Raw genomic sequence first — 15,266 nt, 5'->3', positions numbered from 1 at the left:
ATGTCTGAAATATTAAGAGAAATTGGTGTGATTTCGCGAGCATTGTCTTATATCAGCAATGTGGAATTTAAGGATATTCATCTTAATAAAGACCAATATTTGTACTTAACGAGGATCTACGAAAATCCAGGTATTATTAATGATTCTTTAGCTGAGTTAGTCAAACAAGATCGGACGACTGTTTCAAAGTCAGTGGGGAAGCTTGAGAAGGAAAAATTAATAAGAAAAGCAGTTGATCCCGACAACAAAAAAATTCGTAAGCTATATACAACAGATAAGGCAGAAGAGCTTTATAATTACTTGAAACGAGAAGAAACATATTCAGAAAAGGCCGCTTTAGCAGGATTATCCTTAGAAGAGAAAGAAATGTTGTTACAGACTTTAAGAAAAGTAAGCAAGAATGTTGATGATGAATGGCATGTTGTAAAAAATGGGGACAGACGGATTTATTAGAGGAAGAATAAAATTAGGCTAAACATAATGAATGAAACATACTTTAAAATCGTAAGCATTCAAGCAGAAGCATATCTAGCAATGACAAAAGCTCATAATGTATTAAAGAAACACTGTGTAAACATAATTAAAGTTTAGACATAAAATTATTTTTAGGCAACTATAGATAAGAGAGTAGGACAAGTATCAGATTTCTTCTGATTATTGTCCTACTCTCTTATCTATGGAAAAAAAGACATTATTCTAAGGAAAGCGAGCATAAGATTAACCCCATTATTCAGTTTCTTTCAAAGAAGCTAATAATCTATACTGTCGTTCATAATATAGACATAAAAAAATTGCGCTTTCTTATTACATTGATACAATAAGTTAAAAGGACGTATTATTTTATGAAGAGTTTTGAATCTATTATAACGAGGATCCGCCCTCGTTTTCACTACTATATGGCTCGAATAGCGGAGCGAGTCGAAAAGGAGGATTTTATGTCGGTTTTAATTGAGAATATGACTATAAAAAGAGGGAGAAAAAAAATAATTGATGGTCTAGGTTTGTCAATTATGGATGGCGAAATAGTCGCATTAGTTGCTCCAAATGGTACAGGTAAAACAACTTTATTAAACGGAATAGCACACTTATTACCAGTTACATATAGAAAACTAGAAATTAATAGCTTTTCACCTCATTCATTAAACTTTAACCGCTCGTTTTTCTATTTAGAGAGTTCCAATAATTTGTTTGAGCATTTAACTATTTTAGATCACTTATTATTGATTAAGAAAAATTGGCAGAGCAAAATTGCTATAGATGAAGTAATTAGTCTTTTAAAAATCCATAAGTATCAAACTCTTCCTATAAAAAAAATGTCTCTAGGTATGAAACAGCATGCATTATTAGCAACATATTTGATTAGTGATGCACCAGTTTTATTATTTGATGAACCTCTAAATGGTTTGGATCCTGGTAGTATAGAACTTACTAATACAATCATTCAAAATTTAGCATATAAAAAGAAAATAATTCTTTTTTCATCTCATGACATTGCTAATATTCAAGCAATCTGTAATAGAGTTCTATTTTTAAAAAACGGAAAAATAGCAAGAGATACGAAAAATATGAACGAAATATTGGCACTCTACAAACAATTATATGGAGGATAAAATATGAATGTACTTAAATTTGAATGTATAAATCTAATAAAGAATAAGATAAATTACTTACCATTTATAATTCTAACGCTCTTATTGTTGATACCTTTAATTTTTCATAGGGAAAGTCCCTGGAGTGAGGTAGATGAATTACAAGCAAATCAGTTAGCTAATGAGCAGACTATTGATGCAATAAAAGATGACGATACGGCCGTCGAAACTATAGAGGATCTAAAAATCGCGAACAAAAATATGGAAGCAGTAATCTCAGCGTTACAGTCACAAGACTCAAACAAGATTGTCGAAAGCAAATATACTTTTGAAAAAAAGAACTTGGAAGATATGTTATCCGGCAAATTAGTTGGAATACCTATTATTGAACAAAAAAAAGTCGTTTCTAAATTAGAATATTTACATAAAAATCGTTATCCGCTTGTTTCCTTAGAAAGTACTAAGATACTTCCTTTAGCAAATTATTACGAACTTATTTTTTCTGGTGCAATCCCCAGTATCTTATATCTCTCAATTTCTGCCATCCTTATTGCAACAATCACTTCGTATGAGAAAAGAAAACAATACATTGCTTTAATTAATATACTGCCTAAAAAACCAGTTTCTAAAAATATGGCACGTCTTTTTTCTTATTTTCTATTTTCTTTATTGAGTGTTCTCTTACCTTTAGTAATGGTCTCTTTGATTGTTGCTATAAAAAATGGTATAGGTAACTTTGATTATCCAATCGCAACTATCATTAATAATGATGTAACTATATTACCCATATCCACCTTTTTCTATCAAAATATCATTTTTATTATTTTGTGGATTTTACTTTTGGTTTTAATTAGTTTCTTTTTATCTATATTCACGGGTAATTATTTGGTTAATGTGGGTGGTGTTTTGCTGTTTCTTTTAGTTACAAATTACAATATTTCACCGGAAGGAACAAATCAAAATAATTTAATACAATATTTCCCAACATCTTATGTTGATTTTCAACAAGTAATTTTAGGTGGAACAGGATTTGAACCATTAAAATCAGTAAATATAACTTTTATCAATGGAGTTGGGACACTTGTTACTGTTAATCTATTTCTGATGCTAATAACTGTTTTCATTTTGATTAAGAAAAAACACTATTAGAACACAGATACTTTATAAAAATAGAATTTGTTAGTCTTATTTTAAAAATAAAAAAAGGACAAGTGATACAAAGCCTGCTTATTTTAAAACATTTCAAAAAATCATTATTATATGTAAAAAGTAGGATGCTGTTGTTCAAACAATTGCATCCTACTTGCTAACTCATGTCTTCATGATTTACATAAGGTTAGATTTATTCTATTTTTTATCTATCTGTCTAAAAGCAACTCCCCTAGTTGATTTTAGTGTGGGTGATGGTTATTTACTGTTTTGCCTTACGGACTTGGTACAACCGCTTGGAATTGGAGAACCATATCAAATGTTGGTGTAATCACATCTGCCGTATTTGTATTTGGAATTGCAGTTCCCACAAAATTAAAGTTTCCTACTGGATTTGTTCCGCCAACAGCAGCATTTCTTGTTAATGACATAAATGCAGCAGAGTTGTTTAATGGTGCACCCGTTTCTACAATTGGCACCATGCTAGATTCTCCCCCTACATCTACTGATAATGCTAAGGAATCTAAACTTCGGAACTCTACAGGATTTGCTAGTTCAGTCACATTGATATTTACATCCCAAGCTGAATTGTTTGTCACAGTATAGTTTGGAGATTCAATTTCGGTATGCCTAGATGCTCCGGTTGTAAAGAAGACAGCCGATGTTGGCACTGTTACGTTGATCATTTCATCTGGATTTGTCGGCGGATTGACACCAGGATCTACAGTATTATCTAAACCAACTCTTCCTGTAACTGGTACTTCTCCAGTTGGTTGACCATTGAATGTCGTGGCTGCAACAGACATAGCCCCTGCTCCTAATAATGTGCCCATCATTGCAACTGTACTGAATAATTTAGTATATTTCTTCATTTTATTTTCTCCTCCATATTCCATTGTTTTATTTGCAAACAAGAAATCATCGTTCGCATCATGTAACAGCTACTACCCATTTATGCAGTTTTTTTCCTAACCATTAGAATTCTTTATCCGTCTAAGCAAAGTAATTTTATCTTGACCAACAGACACTAAGCTGTGGTATTTATGATGGGTACAGTCTTAGGATATTGATCAAATAGGTGATGCGTTGAAAAAACAAGACATTTTAGGCGGCTATTTTACTTAGTTTGTTAGAACTCTTCTGAGTAGATAGCAAACATTGTCAAAAAATTGGTAGAAGCTGCTAGATGATACGTACGATCATTTCAAGTTCATTGTTCTGAATTTGAATCCTTTTGTTTTAATATATAGATAATCATTTTCTTTCTAACTGTTCAAAACGGCTTTATCTCTGCGTCTCTTTCTTCAAAAAAAGGAATTTGATACTTAGTAAAACCAAAAGAATACCAGTTAACTGAACCCATAAATTACCTTCACTGCCTGTTTTCGGCAAATTTGCGAGTAAGCTTGGATTATTCTGTGTTCGATTCGGTAATCTAGATGTATCTACGACCAAAACATTGCTGTTATTTCCATTTATTCCATTATCTGCCTCTGGCCCAACACTTGTTTCCGACCCTGATTCTGGTAGTGTCTGGACACTTCCGACTTGCCCTTCCACGCGCTTGAAGAATGATCGATTTTCTGAAGCATGTACAAAATAGCTAGAACTTGTTAAAAAGATAACACCTACAATCAATAAAAATTGTTTTACTTTACGCATTAAATTCCTCCTTTCTTTCGATAAGCATTCGCAGTGTTTAATTTTGGATAGTGATAGAAATCTCTGCTTCTGTTATTCCTTGACGTTCATTCGTCTCTGGATCGTAGATATTGATACGTGCAATCCCTTGATACTCCCCTTTTTCCAGTGATTTATCTAGTTTGGCACCAACAATTTGCTGATTTGGGTAGATAGCGCCTGAAGAGTAAATGACTTCTCCTGTTTCCGCCAATGTGAGATCTACCGCGATTGGGTAGACATTGGTTCCAGGATTGACAATTTCGATCGATCCTTCTGATTCTCCATTTTCAAAAACAGCAAAAGGTGCGATTTGCAAAGTAAAATAGTTGGCATCTGCAATCTCTTGCGCTCTTTTTGCAATTTCAATGTCACTTGCATCTCTTAAGCCTGGCAACAAATCTGCACTGACAATTGGCACAGGTTCGTTTTCTTGATTATTGAAATATAAAACGATGCCACCAATAATCAAAAGAAGCAATCCCAATACTATCCACTTTTTTTGATGTTTTTTCCCCATATGTCTTTCTCCATTTCCCCGATAAGATTATTGTGCGATTTCTTTATAAATACTGTTGTTACAGGTTTGGTACAAAACGTAAAACCATGTTGAAGGTAGGTGTTATTTGACTTTCCTCTTCCGATAATTCTTCTGCTGTTCCTGTAAACGTGAAGACCTTAGCTTCTTCAGTTTCTAAGTCAAATAAACGGAAAGGATCTATATGATGGATATTCCCTTTATTGATCAATAAGTTTTCTTTCCCATCAGTAGCCACATTCAATTCTTCAATGATTTCCATGTTCGTCAATTCCGTAGGTGCTACCACATCAACAGAAACTGCAAAAGGTGACTTATTTTCGATTGCATAATCAGGCGCAACGATGTTCCTATGATGCGATTCTGAGGTCGTATTGAAGACTGCCGATGTTGGGATTCTTACGGTGATCAATGGATTTAATTCTTCAAAAACAGCCACCAATTTTGCATCTTCTTCTCCCATCGTAAAAGTAGTGGTTGATTGATCGGGATCTGCAATCGTCCCATCTCCGCTTTCGATGCACCAATGAGAAAAACGCCATCCTATTTCGGGTGTCGCGCGGATATCAATCATTTCTCCACGTTCAACACTTGTTGGTATATCAGGCAAGACTGTTCCATGACCTTCAATGTCAATGGTCAGGTTTGCGAAAATTCGAGGCTGCCAAACCCACGTATCTGCCATTGTCGCTCCATCATAGTTTGCCATCAATTGAGCGCTAGTAAATATAAAACTTCCTTTTGGTTCATCCACAGTTCCTTCTCCGACATTTTGCCAATTAGGATGATGCGTGGCTGAACCACTTAACGGAAGAAGTCCAGGGCTTCCATTAGCTAAATGAAAGATAAACTGGCTACCTAAAGTTAATTGTTCAAGCGGAACACCAATAAACATTGCTTGCATATTTGTTGCGTTACGTGTATCAAAATTAGAGAGATCTAGTTCTGTTAAGCTGCTCATCCCCATAAACATGAAGGATGTATCTGTGACATTCCTAGTATCGAAGCCGGACATATTTAATTTCGTTATACTATTCGCGTTATGAAACATAACCATCATATCTGTGACATTCCTGGTATCGAAGCCGGACATATTTAATTCTTGTACACTACTCACATTTTGGAACATAAAGGACATATTTGTGACATTTCTAGTATCGAAGCCGGACACATCTAATTCCGTTACACTACTCATACCGCCAAACATCATTTGCATGCTTGTGACATTTCTAGTATCAAAGCCAGACACATCTAGCTCTATTACATTTCTCACATTCTCAAACATACGGGACATAGTTACTATATTACTGGTATCGAAGCCGGACACATCTAATTCCTTTACACTGCTCACATTTCGAAACATTCCTTCCATACTTGTCACATTACGTGTATCAAAATTAGAAAGATCTAGTTCAGTCAAAGCGCTCATTTCCATAAACATAAAGGACATATTTGTGACATTTCTAGTATTGAAGCCGGATACATCTAATTTCGTTACACTAATGATACCGTCAAACATGCCGAACATATTCCTCACCTCACTTGTATCAAAGTGAGAGACATCTAATTCTGTTATACTTCTCACATTAAGAAACATGTGGTTCATGTTTACTACACTACTAGTGTCGAAACCGGACACATTTAGCTCTGTTACATTGTTCGCATTTCGAAACATTAATTGCATATCTGTTACACTGCTAGTATCGAAATCGGACACATCTAATTCTGTTACACTGCTCGCATAGTTAAACATAAATGACATGTCTGTTACTTTACTGGTATCAAAACCAGACACATCTAATTCTGTTATACTGCGCATACTATGAAACATACCTGCCATATCTGTTACTTTACTGGTATCAAAACCAGACACATCTAATTCTGTTATACTTCTCACATCTGCGAACATTGATCTCATGTCTGTTACATTACTTGTATCCAGACCAGACATGTCTAATTTCGTTAAATTTATTGTTCCTCTAAACATACCTGCCATATCTGTTACATTACTTGTATCAAATCCAGACACATCTAATTCTGCTATACTACTCACATCTGCGAACATTAATCTCATGTCTGTTACATTACTTGTATCCAGACCAGACATATCTAATTTCGTTAAATTTATTGTTCCTCTAAACATACGTGCCATGTACAATAAGTTACTTGTATCAAAACTAGAGACATCTAATTCTGTTACACTACTCATATTTTCGAACATCCCATGCATAGTCCATACATTTCTCGTATCTAGACTAGATACATCTAAGCTGGTCAATGCTGACATGTTCGCAAACATGTATGCCATTTCACTTAATTCACTGGTATCTAAAAACTCGATTCCTTCAATTTCTGTCACATTGGTCAAGTCGGTAAAAAAACCTCTGCGTATATCACCGTTCATATTCAAACTGCCGTTTCTACCACGCAATACGATTGGTCCAGTTAATTGCACGCGTGTAATCGCATGGCTATACATGGGATGATTGAAATAATCTGTCGCTGCATATCGTCCGCCGATATTGTTCGCCTCATCGAAAACACCAGATCCAAGGATCAGCGTCCCTTTACTATCAACCACCCAAGGAATGGAACCCAGCTGTCCGGAAAATAAAGTCCTTGCTTCTGGTGTTAACACTCGAGCAATCCCTTCATCCTGTACTTCCTCAAATATCACTTCTGTCATTAAACCGCTTTCTATTTTGGTTGGTTCGTCATCCAGTTGTGTACCATTCTCCTGTTGTTCCTTTTCTTCCACTTGTTTTTGTTCTTCTTGATCTTGTTCTAGCCCTGGTAATTCGATATATTCTTCTGTATCTAAAGTTTCATCTATCCATAGAGGATCATCTTCTACTTGTAGTTTCTTATCCTCTTCCAGAACTTTCGGAATATCCATTGAATCGATTGTCTCTCCAATATCAAATAACGAAATTTCATTTCCATCCAAGTATCTATCTTCTTCATATATGTTATTAGACATCAATTGTGCTGAAGTGGGAAAAACAGCTACGCCTCCTAATAAAACTATAATAGATAACATATTCACCAATCTTATTCGCCACATTAAATTCACCTCAATCTATATTTTTTTGGAAAAACCTTATAAAAAATCTTTTAAAACAGCGGATAATCGGGAAATCGTTGTATTTTTTTAATTATCAAAAATTATTTAAATGTGAATATCATAGCTAAAGTATAACACTAATCAAATTCTAATCAATTTATAATTTTTTCCTTTATCTGAAATTTTCTTGGACTGCGAGCCATTTATAAATTATTGCCACCTAATAAAATCATGGGGAATGTTTGGATTAAAATAACAAATAAACAAAAACGATTTTTTCTTGATATCTATAGAAACAAATTGATGATAAAATAAAAAATCCCTTTTCTAGAAAGAACGATCAACTATTTATTCCAAATCATTCAGCCTCTCTAAAAAACTTCAATAAAAAAACTGCATTTTTTTAAAGACACAGCGAATCGTTAATAAAATAACACGTAATATATCATAAACAAGCTAGTAGTATCAATAAATTCAGGAATCATATAATGTTTTAACAACACAAATCAGCAACAGTATTCTTTTTTTAGTTGACACAAAAGGATTTTACTTATATAGTTAGTTACATGAGCAGTTAACTAATCACGACAATAAAATACTAGGAGGGGCACCAATGAATATAATATCTCGAACAAAAAGTTGTAAGGTTCACCTTGGAGAACAAATGGAAAGTTGGATCGAGTAAAGACTGTAGTAGTTCAAGTAATAAGTACAGGATTTGGTAGCAACAAAATTACTCAAGCCGATTTTTATCCAGAATGGAGTGACGGTCTGATCGAGCAAAGGTACACTGCCGAATAATCTCAACTAGTGAATCTTCTTTACATCTAGCGGGAAATGTCTTAAAAAGTTCCATCGGTTATAGAGAATACTCTCTTAATAAAATGGATTCGCCATGCGAAAAAACATCTTACTGATCATTTGATTTTTTTAGGATTTATGAAGACTTTTATCTTTTTTTGATTGATTTATTGCTGACAAAATACTCAGTACATTTAACTTAGGTAAAAAAATCAGAACCTTGTTAATTGGTTAGCTTCACATTATAAAATCGGTTGCCGATTTTTGTTCCTTGTAAATCAAGTTTTCTTGATCATCCGTTTTATGGCTAAATATGATTGAACAAAAGAGAATGAACACCTTTTTAATCACCGATCATACCGATCAAAGACAGCCATAGATACCCGTCATTGTTGCATAATTGTTGCATATTTGTTTTCAGAAATACCACCTCTATTCGACCATGCTTCTTTTGAGTGAAAGAAATCAATACTTTTGAAACTTGCTAACATCATATTCTCTCTTCCTTTCTAACCTATCGACTACTCATTTTAAGAATCTAGCCAAACTGATCGAAAGTTACATAGAATCAAGTATCCTCACTCCTCGATTTCTTTCTATAAACAGAAGGTTCAAATAAATTTGCGAGAGAAAATCATTAAGTCAAACTTTGGTGATGTAGTAAAATTTTGGAATCACTCTTCCGTCTTTCCATCGGTTTATCGAGTAAACCATAAAAAAATATCAGAACTTCTACATTACTCATGAGAAGTTCTGATATTTTTTCTACTATATATATAGATAAAAAATAGTTCTCTATTTAGCAGATTTTCACATCGTTAAAATGGTTAATCAAAGGGTTTAACAGTGGTAATTATTTTTCCACTTCCACTTATAACCTAAATTGACAGAGTAAGCACAAGCCTGTATAGTTAATTGAATAAGTAGTTAACAGGTGTAGTGAGGTGTAAACATGCAATTTGATTTTTCAGGAGACAAACCGTTATTTCAACAAGTTGCCAATCAAATTTCTGAGGGAATACTTAACAACTCTTATCCAGAAGGCACACAGATTCCTTCAACTACAGAAATCGCCAAAGTTTATCACCTAAACCCAGCAACTGTTCTAAAAGGTATGAACTTATTAGTAGCTGAACATTTGATTGAAAAGAAACGTGGTCTAGGTATGTTTGTTTTGCCTGGTGCACAAGAAAAAATTCGTCAACAGCGAAAAGAAGAATTTTTAAATAAAGAAGTTTCGGATTTGATTATAGAAGCAAAAAAAATCGGTATTAGTGCTGAACAACTAAAAGAGTTAATTGAAAGAGGGTATGATGAATGAGCTTAGTTGTCAAATCCATAAGTAAAAACCAGCAAAATGAAAGCGTTCTAGATAATGTTTCCATTCAATTTGAACAAGGAAAAATCTATGGTTTATTAGGAAGAAATGGTGCTGGAAAAAGCACACTATTGAACATTATCAATAATCGGAGTTTCGCTACATCAGGAGAAATCCTATTAGATGGTACATCTATCTCGGAGAGTGAAGCTTCGTTAAATCATCTATACTTGATGAGCGAAGATAATCTATTCCCCTCTTTTTTTAAAATAAAAGAACTATTTAAAATCACTGAGCGCTTTTATGGGACATTTGATTGGGCGCTTGCTAAAGAAATGCTACATAAATTCGGTTTAAAAGCCGATCAGAGATTCAAGAAGCTATCAACAGGTTACCGCACGATCACAAAATTGATCATCGCCCTATCCGTTCCTTGTGAATATATTTTTCTCGATGAACCCGTTTTAGGTCTGGATGCCACACATCGCGACTTATTTTATTCCTATTTGATCGAAGTTTATCAACAACGATTATGCACGTTCGTGATTTCAACTCATTTGATTGAAGAAATTGCTACTTTATTAGAAGAGGTTATTGTCTTACACGAAGGAAAATTGCTCCAAGCAGCTTCCGTCGAAACAATCCTGCAAAACGCTCGAACAGTCTCCGGACCAAAAGAAATAGTTGAACCATACATTACCCCCTTAGATGTTCTTGGTCAAAAATCACTAGGCGGTTCTCTTACTGCGTATGTTTATGGTCCGTTACCTGAAGAAAAAATAGAAGGTCTTTCTATCTTGACTTCGAACTTACAAGAATACTTTATTCAACTTACTAGTGGAAAGGAGGACTGATTGAATGAAGTTTCGTGCAGCATTTCTTTATCGGTTAAAACATCAATTCTTATCTTTGTCTGCATTCTTAGCACTATTCATCTTATTGGGGATCATCCTCCCGCTGATAGGTATTTTCTTACTCAGTGATTTTTCTCGTATGGTCCATTCAGACGGAATCATTGAATGTATGATCTACATGTTCTTCTTGTCTTATATTGGTATGAATTCAGATTTTAAGCTATTTATCCAAAACGGTGTATCCCGCGTTCATATTTTATTCACCCATATACTGACAAATGTGATTCTCGCAGTTGTTTTTTCATTGATCATGCTCCTACTTATCATGTTATTGAACTCGAATTTGATTGTACAACTCAAATGGGATGTTTTCTTATTTAGTCTTTATTCACGAGGTGATTTTTTAATTGATTGGTTCTTTTTTTCACTTCTATTGATTCTTCCTGGCTCAATCGGGCTTTTCTTATCCTCTTTAAATAGTCGTTTAAGCCGATCAATAAAATTTATCGTACTTCTTGTATTGCTCCTACTTCCTATTCCAATAAGTACATTTATGCAATCAAGTAGTTCCGCTTTCCAAACAAACACCCTTGATATGCTACAAAAAATGATTGGATATCAGTACGGTGAGTATTCTCTTTCGCCAGTGCTACTCACATTAACAGCGACTATCTTGTTCACTTTACTACTCACTTATCTACTGAATAGAAGACGGGAAATCAAAATATTAAATGTGTAAGATTTTCATTAGTTAGAAGAGACAAAAACCTAGGACAGGTACCAAAGAAAACTCCGGTATCGATCCTAGGTTTTTACTATCTATCTCACCACTATCTTATAGGTAAGGTTTGTCATTTAAAAAGAAAAGTGTCAATTCTAATTTAGGTTAACATGTACCAAAGACTAATAGTTTTTTCTGCTAAGCCTCTTAATTGCAAAACTGCTCTCTCCTTCATCTACATTTACACTTCCAACAAACTCGCCCCGTTCGTTGCAATCAACTTCTTATACCAATAAAAGCTGTCTTTCTTATAACGAGCTAAAGTTCCTGTGCCGTCATCGTATTTATCGACGAAGATCAAGCCATAACGTTTTTTCATTTCTCCTGTGGATGCACTGACGATATCCACTGCACTCCAAATTGTGTAACCAATCAAGTCTACGCCATCTGCCAACGCTTTTTCCATTTCAGCGATATGTTTTTGTAGATAATCGATGCGGTAAGAATCATGGACTTTCCCATCTGCGGTCAGATCTTCAGATACTCCGATACCATTCTCCACGATCATCATTGGAATTTGGTAGCGATCATAAATATCATTTAGCGTAATACGCAAACCAACCGGATCGATCATGGCATTCCATTCTGTTTGTTCCAAATATGGATTGTTCACTCCTGATCCGCCAATCATACTGTGACCATTTTTTTCTACATTATCATCGGCTGATACGCACAAGGTCAAGTAATAGCTGAATGTATAATAATCAACAGTGCCCTTTGCCAAAATCGCCTCGTCTTCTTTTGTACAGTTGATATTGATCCCTTGTTGTTCAAAATAGCTTTTGGCATAGTATGGGTATTTTCCTGTAACCTGAACATCCCCACAGAATTTTGAATGCATGTTTTCTTCTTGTTTCGCCAATAATACATCATTTGGATGACAAGTATAAGGATATCTTGGCATATATGAAATCATGCAGCCCATATGAAAATGGGGATACTTTTCTCGTGCCAAACTGACAACCTTCGCACTTGCAACAAACTGGTGATGCAATGCTTGATAACGTGCTTCGGGATCATCTGGCTGTTCAATGAATGCTGTTTCTCCTACTTGTAAACCTAAAGATAAAAAGTTCCCGATCGTTAATGTTGCTGTGTTGATTTCATTGAAAGTGATCCAGTATTTCACTTTGTTTTGATATCTTTCAAAGATCGTCTCTGCATAAATGGCATAAAAGTCAATAACTTCACGACTTGCCCATCCGTTATAATGCTTACTTAAATACGCAGGAACATCAAAGTGCGCAATCGTGACAACGGGTTCAATTCCATATTTTTGACATTCATCAAATACTTGATCGTAAAAAGCGAGTCCTTCTTCATTTGGTTCTTGATCCATGCCCTTTGGAAAAATCCGCGTCCAGTTGATTGATAAGCGAAATGCTTTAAATCCTGCTTCTGCAAATAATGCAATATCTTCTTTGTAATGATGATAAAAATCAGTTGCTTCATGACTGGGATAAAGTAAATCTTCTTTGATTTCTGAAGTGATCTGACGTGAAGTCGTATGGGTGCCTCCACTAATCAAGTCTGCACAGGCTAAGCCTTTTCCTCCGTCTTGATAGCCACCTTCATACTGATTGGCAGCGGAAGCGCCGCCCCATAAAAAATTTTTTGGAAAACTCATTTCCTTCATTCCTTTCTTAAAATACTGCTAAAAATTGTTCTTTTTCCTGAATTTCTTGATGTATAGTTGCAGGAACAACATCTAAATAGTCAGTGGTATTTGTAACAGTGATCATCACAGTATCATCGTATCCAGCTGCTTGGATTTTCTCTGAGTCAAAACGTAACAACACTTGTCCAAGTTCGATGCGCTCTCCTTCATTAACTTCCCGAACAAAGGATTCTCCTTGCATATTTACTGTATCGATACCGATATGGATCAATAGTTCGATTCCCTCATCACTCGTTAATCCAATTGCATGGTTGCCACCAAAGACTGCGGAAACTTTTCCAGAAAAAGGAGCAACTACTTTATCATTATTTGGTTTAATAGCCAGACCTTTGCCTAGCGCAAATGAAGCAAATGCTTGGTCATTCGTTTCGTTTAGAGGGATCACTTTACCTGATAACGGGGCCATGATCTTCGTTTCAACTGCTGATTTAAGCGGTGTGTCTACTTTTTCTTCCGATTCTTTTATCTGATCAACGGTTACTGTTTCATATGGAAAATCTTCCTCCTTGACCATGATCCATGTATAAGCAAAGGCAATCGCAAAGGTAATCAATGAACCAATCGTCGCATGCAATACACTACTATAAGAAGGTAAGGCTACGAATGAGGCGATAACTACTGGAGTATTGATATTCATCAAGCCAAAGTATAGCCCACCGACTGCACCGCCTAGGATCATCCCGATAATTGGCTTTTTCAACGGTAAAGTAACACCATACAATGCTGGTTCTGAAACACCCATTAGAGCTGTGATTGCAGAAGAGTAACTTAATTGTTTAAATTCAGTATTCTTGGCTTTTATGCCGGCTGCTAAACAAATCGCCGCTTCAGCAGCTAGACCTAAGAGCATGCCCGGCACGATAAGATTGTCATAGCCAAAAGTTGCCAAAGATGTTAATAAGATTGGTGTTAACGTCGTGTGCATCCCTGTCATCACAAGCAACTGAGCGAATGCTCCCATAAACAATACAGCTAGTGGACCAAAGTTGTTCGTCAAGTAGTTCAGAAATTCTGCTACATAATTCCCTACCATCACGCCTAACGGTCCTAAAAGTAACAACGCAAATGGTGTAATGACAATCACAGAAAGTAGTGGACGTAAAATAAATTTGACACTCTTAGGTAAAATCTTATCAACAAATTTATACACATAAGACATCAACCAAACACTTAACAATACAGGCAGTACGGAAGCATTGTAACTAACATTGGGCACGGCAAAGCCAAGTAATGAAACCCCACCTTCTTGACTAATAAGTTCAGTAAGCCCTGGCATAATAAAGATCGCTCCGATGTAGCTACCTAAAAAAGGATCAATATTCAAGCGTTTAGCTACTGAGTTCCCTAAAAATACTGGAATGAAAAAGAAAGCAGCTTGGGAAACTTGGTATAACACAAGATAAGTATTATCTGTTTCTGCCAATAAACCGGAAAGTTGCAATAAAGATAGTAGGACTTGCAACATTCCACCAGCTGCGATAATTGCAATCATCGGTGTAAAACAGCCCGCAATGAAGTCTAATAAACGAGAAATGACTGATTGCTCTTTCTTCTCGGTCGCAGTCGCTGCTCCTGTCCCTGGCAATTGTGCATAGACACTAGAAACATCCGGTCCGATGATTACTTGAAATTGTCCATTTCCTTCAACCAATCCTGTGACGCCTTTCAATTGTTTGATCCCTTGACTATCTGCTTTTTTCTCATCCGCTAATGTAAAACGTAATCTAGTCGCACAATGTGTCACATGTTGTATATTTTCAGCTCCGCCGACTTTCTGATAGATATCAGAAGCTAATTGTTTATAATCCATCTGT

General features: G+C 35.4%; 12 protein-coding genes. 6 read left to right on the top strand and 6 right to left on the bottom strand.

What is annotated here, in order from left to right; genetic code table 11:
* The 3 genes from IGL24_RS02975 (at window position 1) to IGL24_RS02965 (ending at window position 2,738) form a co-directional block, all read left to right on the top strand.
* Complete coding sequence (locus IGL24_RS02975) at window positions 1–453, top strand: MarR family winged helix-turn-helix transcriptional regulator (RefSeq protein WP_206855524.1); 453 nt, start codon at window positions 1–3, stop codon at window positions 451–453.
* Window positions 454–935: 482 nt separating this feature from the next.
* Window positions 936–1,610 carry an ABC transporter ATP-binding protein gene (locus tag IGL24_RS02970; RefSeq protein ID WP_206855521.1) on the top strand — a complete coding sequence of 225 codons (675 nt, stop codon included), beginning with the start codon at window positions 936–938 and terminating at the stop codon, window positions 1,608–1,610.
* A gap of 3 nt (window positions 1,611–1,613) precedes the next feature.
* On the top strand, window positions 1,614–2,738 hold the full coding sequence (locus IGL24_RS02965) for an ABC transporter permease (RefSeq protein ID WP_207116051.1): 1,125 nt from the start codon (window positions 1,614–1,616) through the stop codon (window positions 2,736–2,738).
* Between the two features lie 275 nt (window positions 2,739–3,013).
* On the opposite strand, the gene IGL24_RS02960 is transcribed toward IGL24_RS02965, so the two are convergent.
* The 4 genes from IGL24_RS02960 to IGL24_RS02945 all read right to left on the bottom strand — a co-directional run bounded on the left by IGL24_RS02960 (window position 3,014) and on the right by IGL24_RS02945 (window position 7,903).
* Window positions 3,014–3,610, bottom strand: coding sequence for a hypothetical protein (locus IGL24_RS02960; protein WP_206855515.1), 597 nt, complete (start codon window positions 3,608–3,610; stop codon window positions 3,014–3,016).
* A 412-nt stretch (window positions 3,611–4,022) separates the two neighbouring features.
* Entirely contained in the window at window positions 4,023–4,400 is a 378-nt protein-coding gene (locus tag IGL24_RS02955) for an LPXTG cell wall anchor domain-containing protein (protein ID WP_206855513.1), read from the bottom strand.
* 37 nt (window positions 4,401–4,437) lie between these two features.
* Window positions 4,438–4,938: a hypothetical protein gene (locus IGL24_RS02950; RefSeq protein ID WP_206855510.1), complete on the bottom strand. Its 501-nt coding sequence runs from the start codon at window positions 4,936–4,938 to the stop codon at window positions 4,438–4,440.
* Window positions 4,939–4,996: 58 nt separating this feature from the next.
* Window positions 4,997–7,903, bottom strand: coding sequence for a BspA family leucine-rich repeat surface protein (locus tag IGL24_RS02945; RefSeq protein WP_207700273.1), 2,907 nt, complete (start codon window positions 7,901–7,903; stop codon window positions 4,997–4,999).
* 1,870 nt (window positions 7,904–9,773) lie between these two features.
* Here IGL24_RS02945 and IGL24_RS02940 point away from each other — a divergent pair.
* From IGL24_RS02940 to IGL24_RS02930, 3 genes are read left to right on the top strand one after another with little or no spacing between them, the layout of a single operon-like run.
* A complete protein-coding gene (locus IGL24_RS02940) occupies window positions 9,774–10,142 on the top strand; it encodes a GntR family transcriptional regulator (RefSeq protein WP_206855505.1) in 369 nt (122 codons plus the stop codon).
* Window positions 10,139–10,993 (top strand): ABC transporter ATP-binding protein, encoded by an 855-nt coding sequence (locus tag IGL24_RS02935; protein ID WP_206855503.1) that lies wholly within the window; start codon window positions 10,139–10,141, stop codon window positions 10,991–10,993. Before IGL24_RS02940 ends, IGL24_RS02935 begins: the two co-directional genes overlap by 4 nt.
* A 4-nt stretch (window positions 10,994–10,997) precedes the next feature.
* Window positions 10,998–11,732 (top strand): hypothetical protein, encoded by a 735-nt coding sequence (locus IGL24_RS02930; RefSeq protein ID WP_207700272.1) that lies wholly within the window; start codon window positions 10,998–11,000, stop codon window positions 11,730–11,732.
* A 223-nt stretch (window positions 11,733–11,955) separates the two neighbouring features.
* Here IGL24_RS02930 and IGL24_RS02925 read toward each other — a convergent pair whose 3' ends face one another.
* Together IGL24_RS02925 and IGL24_RS02920 are read right to left on the bottom strand one after the other, a co-directional pair.
* Complete coding sequence (locus IGL24_RS02925; protein WP_206855500.1) at window positions 11,956–13,401, bottom strand: glycoside hydrolase family 1 protein; 1,446 nt, start codon at window positions 13,399–13,401, stop codon at window positions 11,956–11,958.
* A 16-nt stretch (window positions 13,402–13,417) separates the two neighbouring features.
* Window positions 13,418–15,262, bottom strand: coding sequence for a beta-glucoside-specific PTS transporter subunit IIABC (locus tag IGL24_RS02920; RefSeq protein ID WP_206855499.1), 1,845 nt, complete (start codon window positions 15,260–15,262; stop codon window positions 13,418–13,420).
* Between the last annotated feature and the right edge of the window lie 4 nt (window positions 15,263–15,266).

The sequence above is a fragment of the Enterococcus sp. DIV2371 genome (assembly GCF_050498525.1).
Lineage (GTDB): Bacteria > Bacillota > Bacilli > Lactobacillales > Enterococcaceae > Enterococcus_B > Enterococcus_B mangumiae.
This window is presented reverse-complemented; position numbering and strand designations above follow the sequence as displayed.

Bases quoted from the DNA above. Each gene is read 5' to 3' on its own strand.
- IGL24_RS02965 (WP_207116051.1), top strand. From the start codon at position 1,614: ATGAATGTACTTAAATTTGAATGTATAAATCTAATAAAGAATAAGATA.
- IGL24_RS02920 (WP_206855499.1), bottom strand. From the start codon at position 15,262: ATGGATTATAAACAATTAGCTTCTGATATCTATCAGAAAGTCGGCGGA.
- IGL24_RS02960 (WP_206855515.1), bottom strand. From the start codon at position 3,610: ATGAAGAAATATACTAAATTATTCAGTACAGTTGCAATGATGGGCACA.
- IGL24_RS02950 (WP_206855510.1), bottom strand. From the start codon at position 4,938: ATGGGGAAAAAACATCAAAAAAAGTGGATAGTATTGGGATTGCTTCTT.
- IGL24_RS02925 (WP_206855500.1), bottom strand. From the start codon at position 13,401: ATGAGTTTTCCAAAAAATTTTTTATGGGGCGGCGCTTCCGCTGCCAAT.
- IGL24_RS02930 (WP_207700272.1), top strand. From the start codon at position 10,998: ATGAAGTTTCGTGCAGCATTTCTTTATCGGTTAAAACATCAATTCTTA.
- IGL24_RS02970 (WP_206855521.1), top strand. From the start codon at position 936: ATGTCGGTTTTAATTGAGAATATGACTATAAAAAGAGGGAGAAAAAAA.
- IGL24_RS02935 (WP_206855503.1), top strand. From the start codon at position 10,139: ATGAGCTTAGTTGTCAAATCCATAAGTAAAAACCAGCAAAATGAAAGC.
- IGL24_RS02955 (WP_206855513.1), bottom strand. From the start codon at position 4,400: ATGCGTAAAGTAAAACAATTTTTATTGATTGTAGGTGTTATCTTTTTA.
- IGL24_RS02975 (WP_206855524.1), top strand. From the start codon at position 1: ATGTCTGAAATATTAAGAGAAATTGGTGTGATTTCGCGAGCATTGTCT.
- IGL24_RS02940 (WP_206855505.1), top strand. From the start codon at position 9,774: ATGCAATTTGATTTTTCAGGAGACAAACCGTTATTTCAACAAGTTGCC.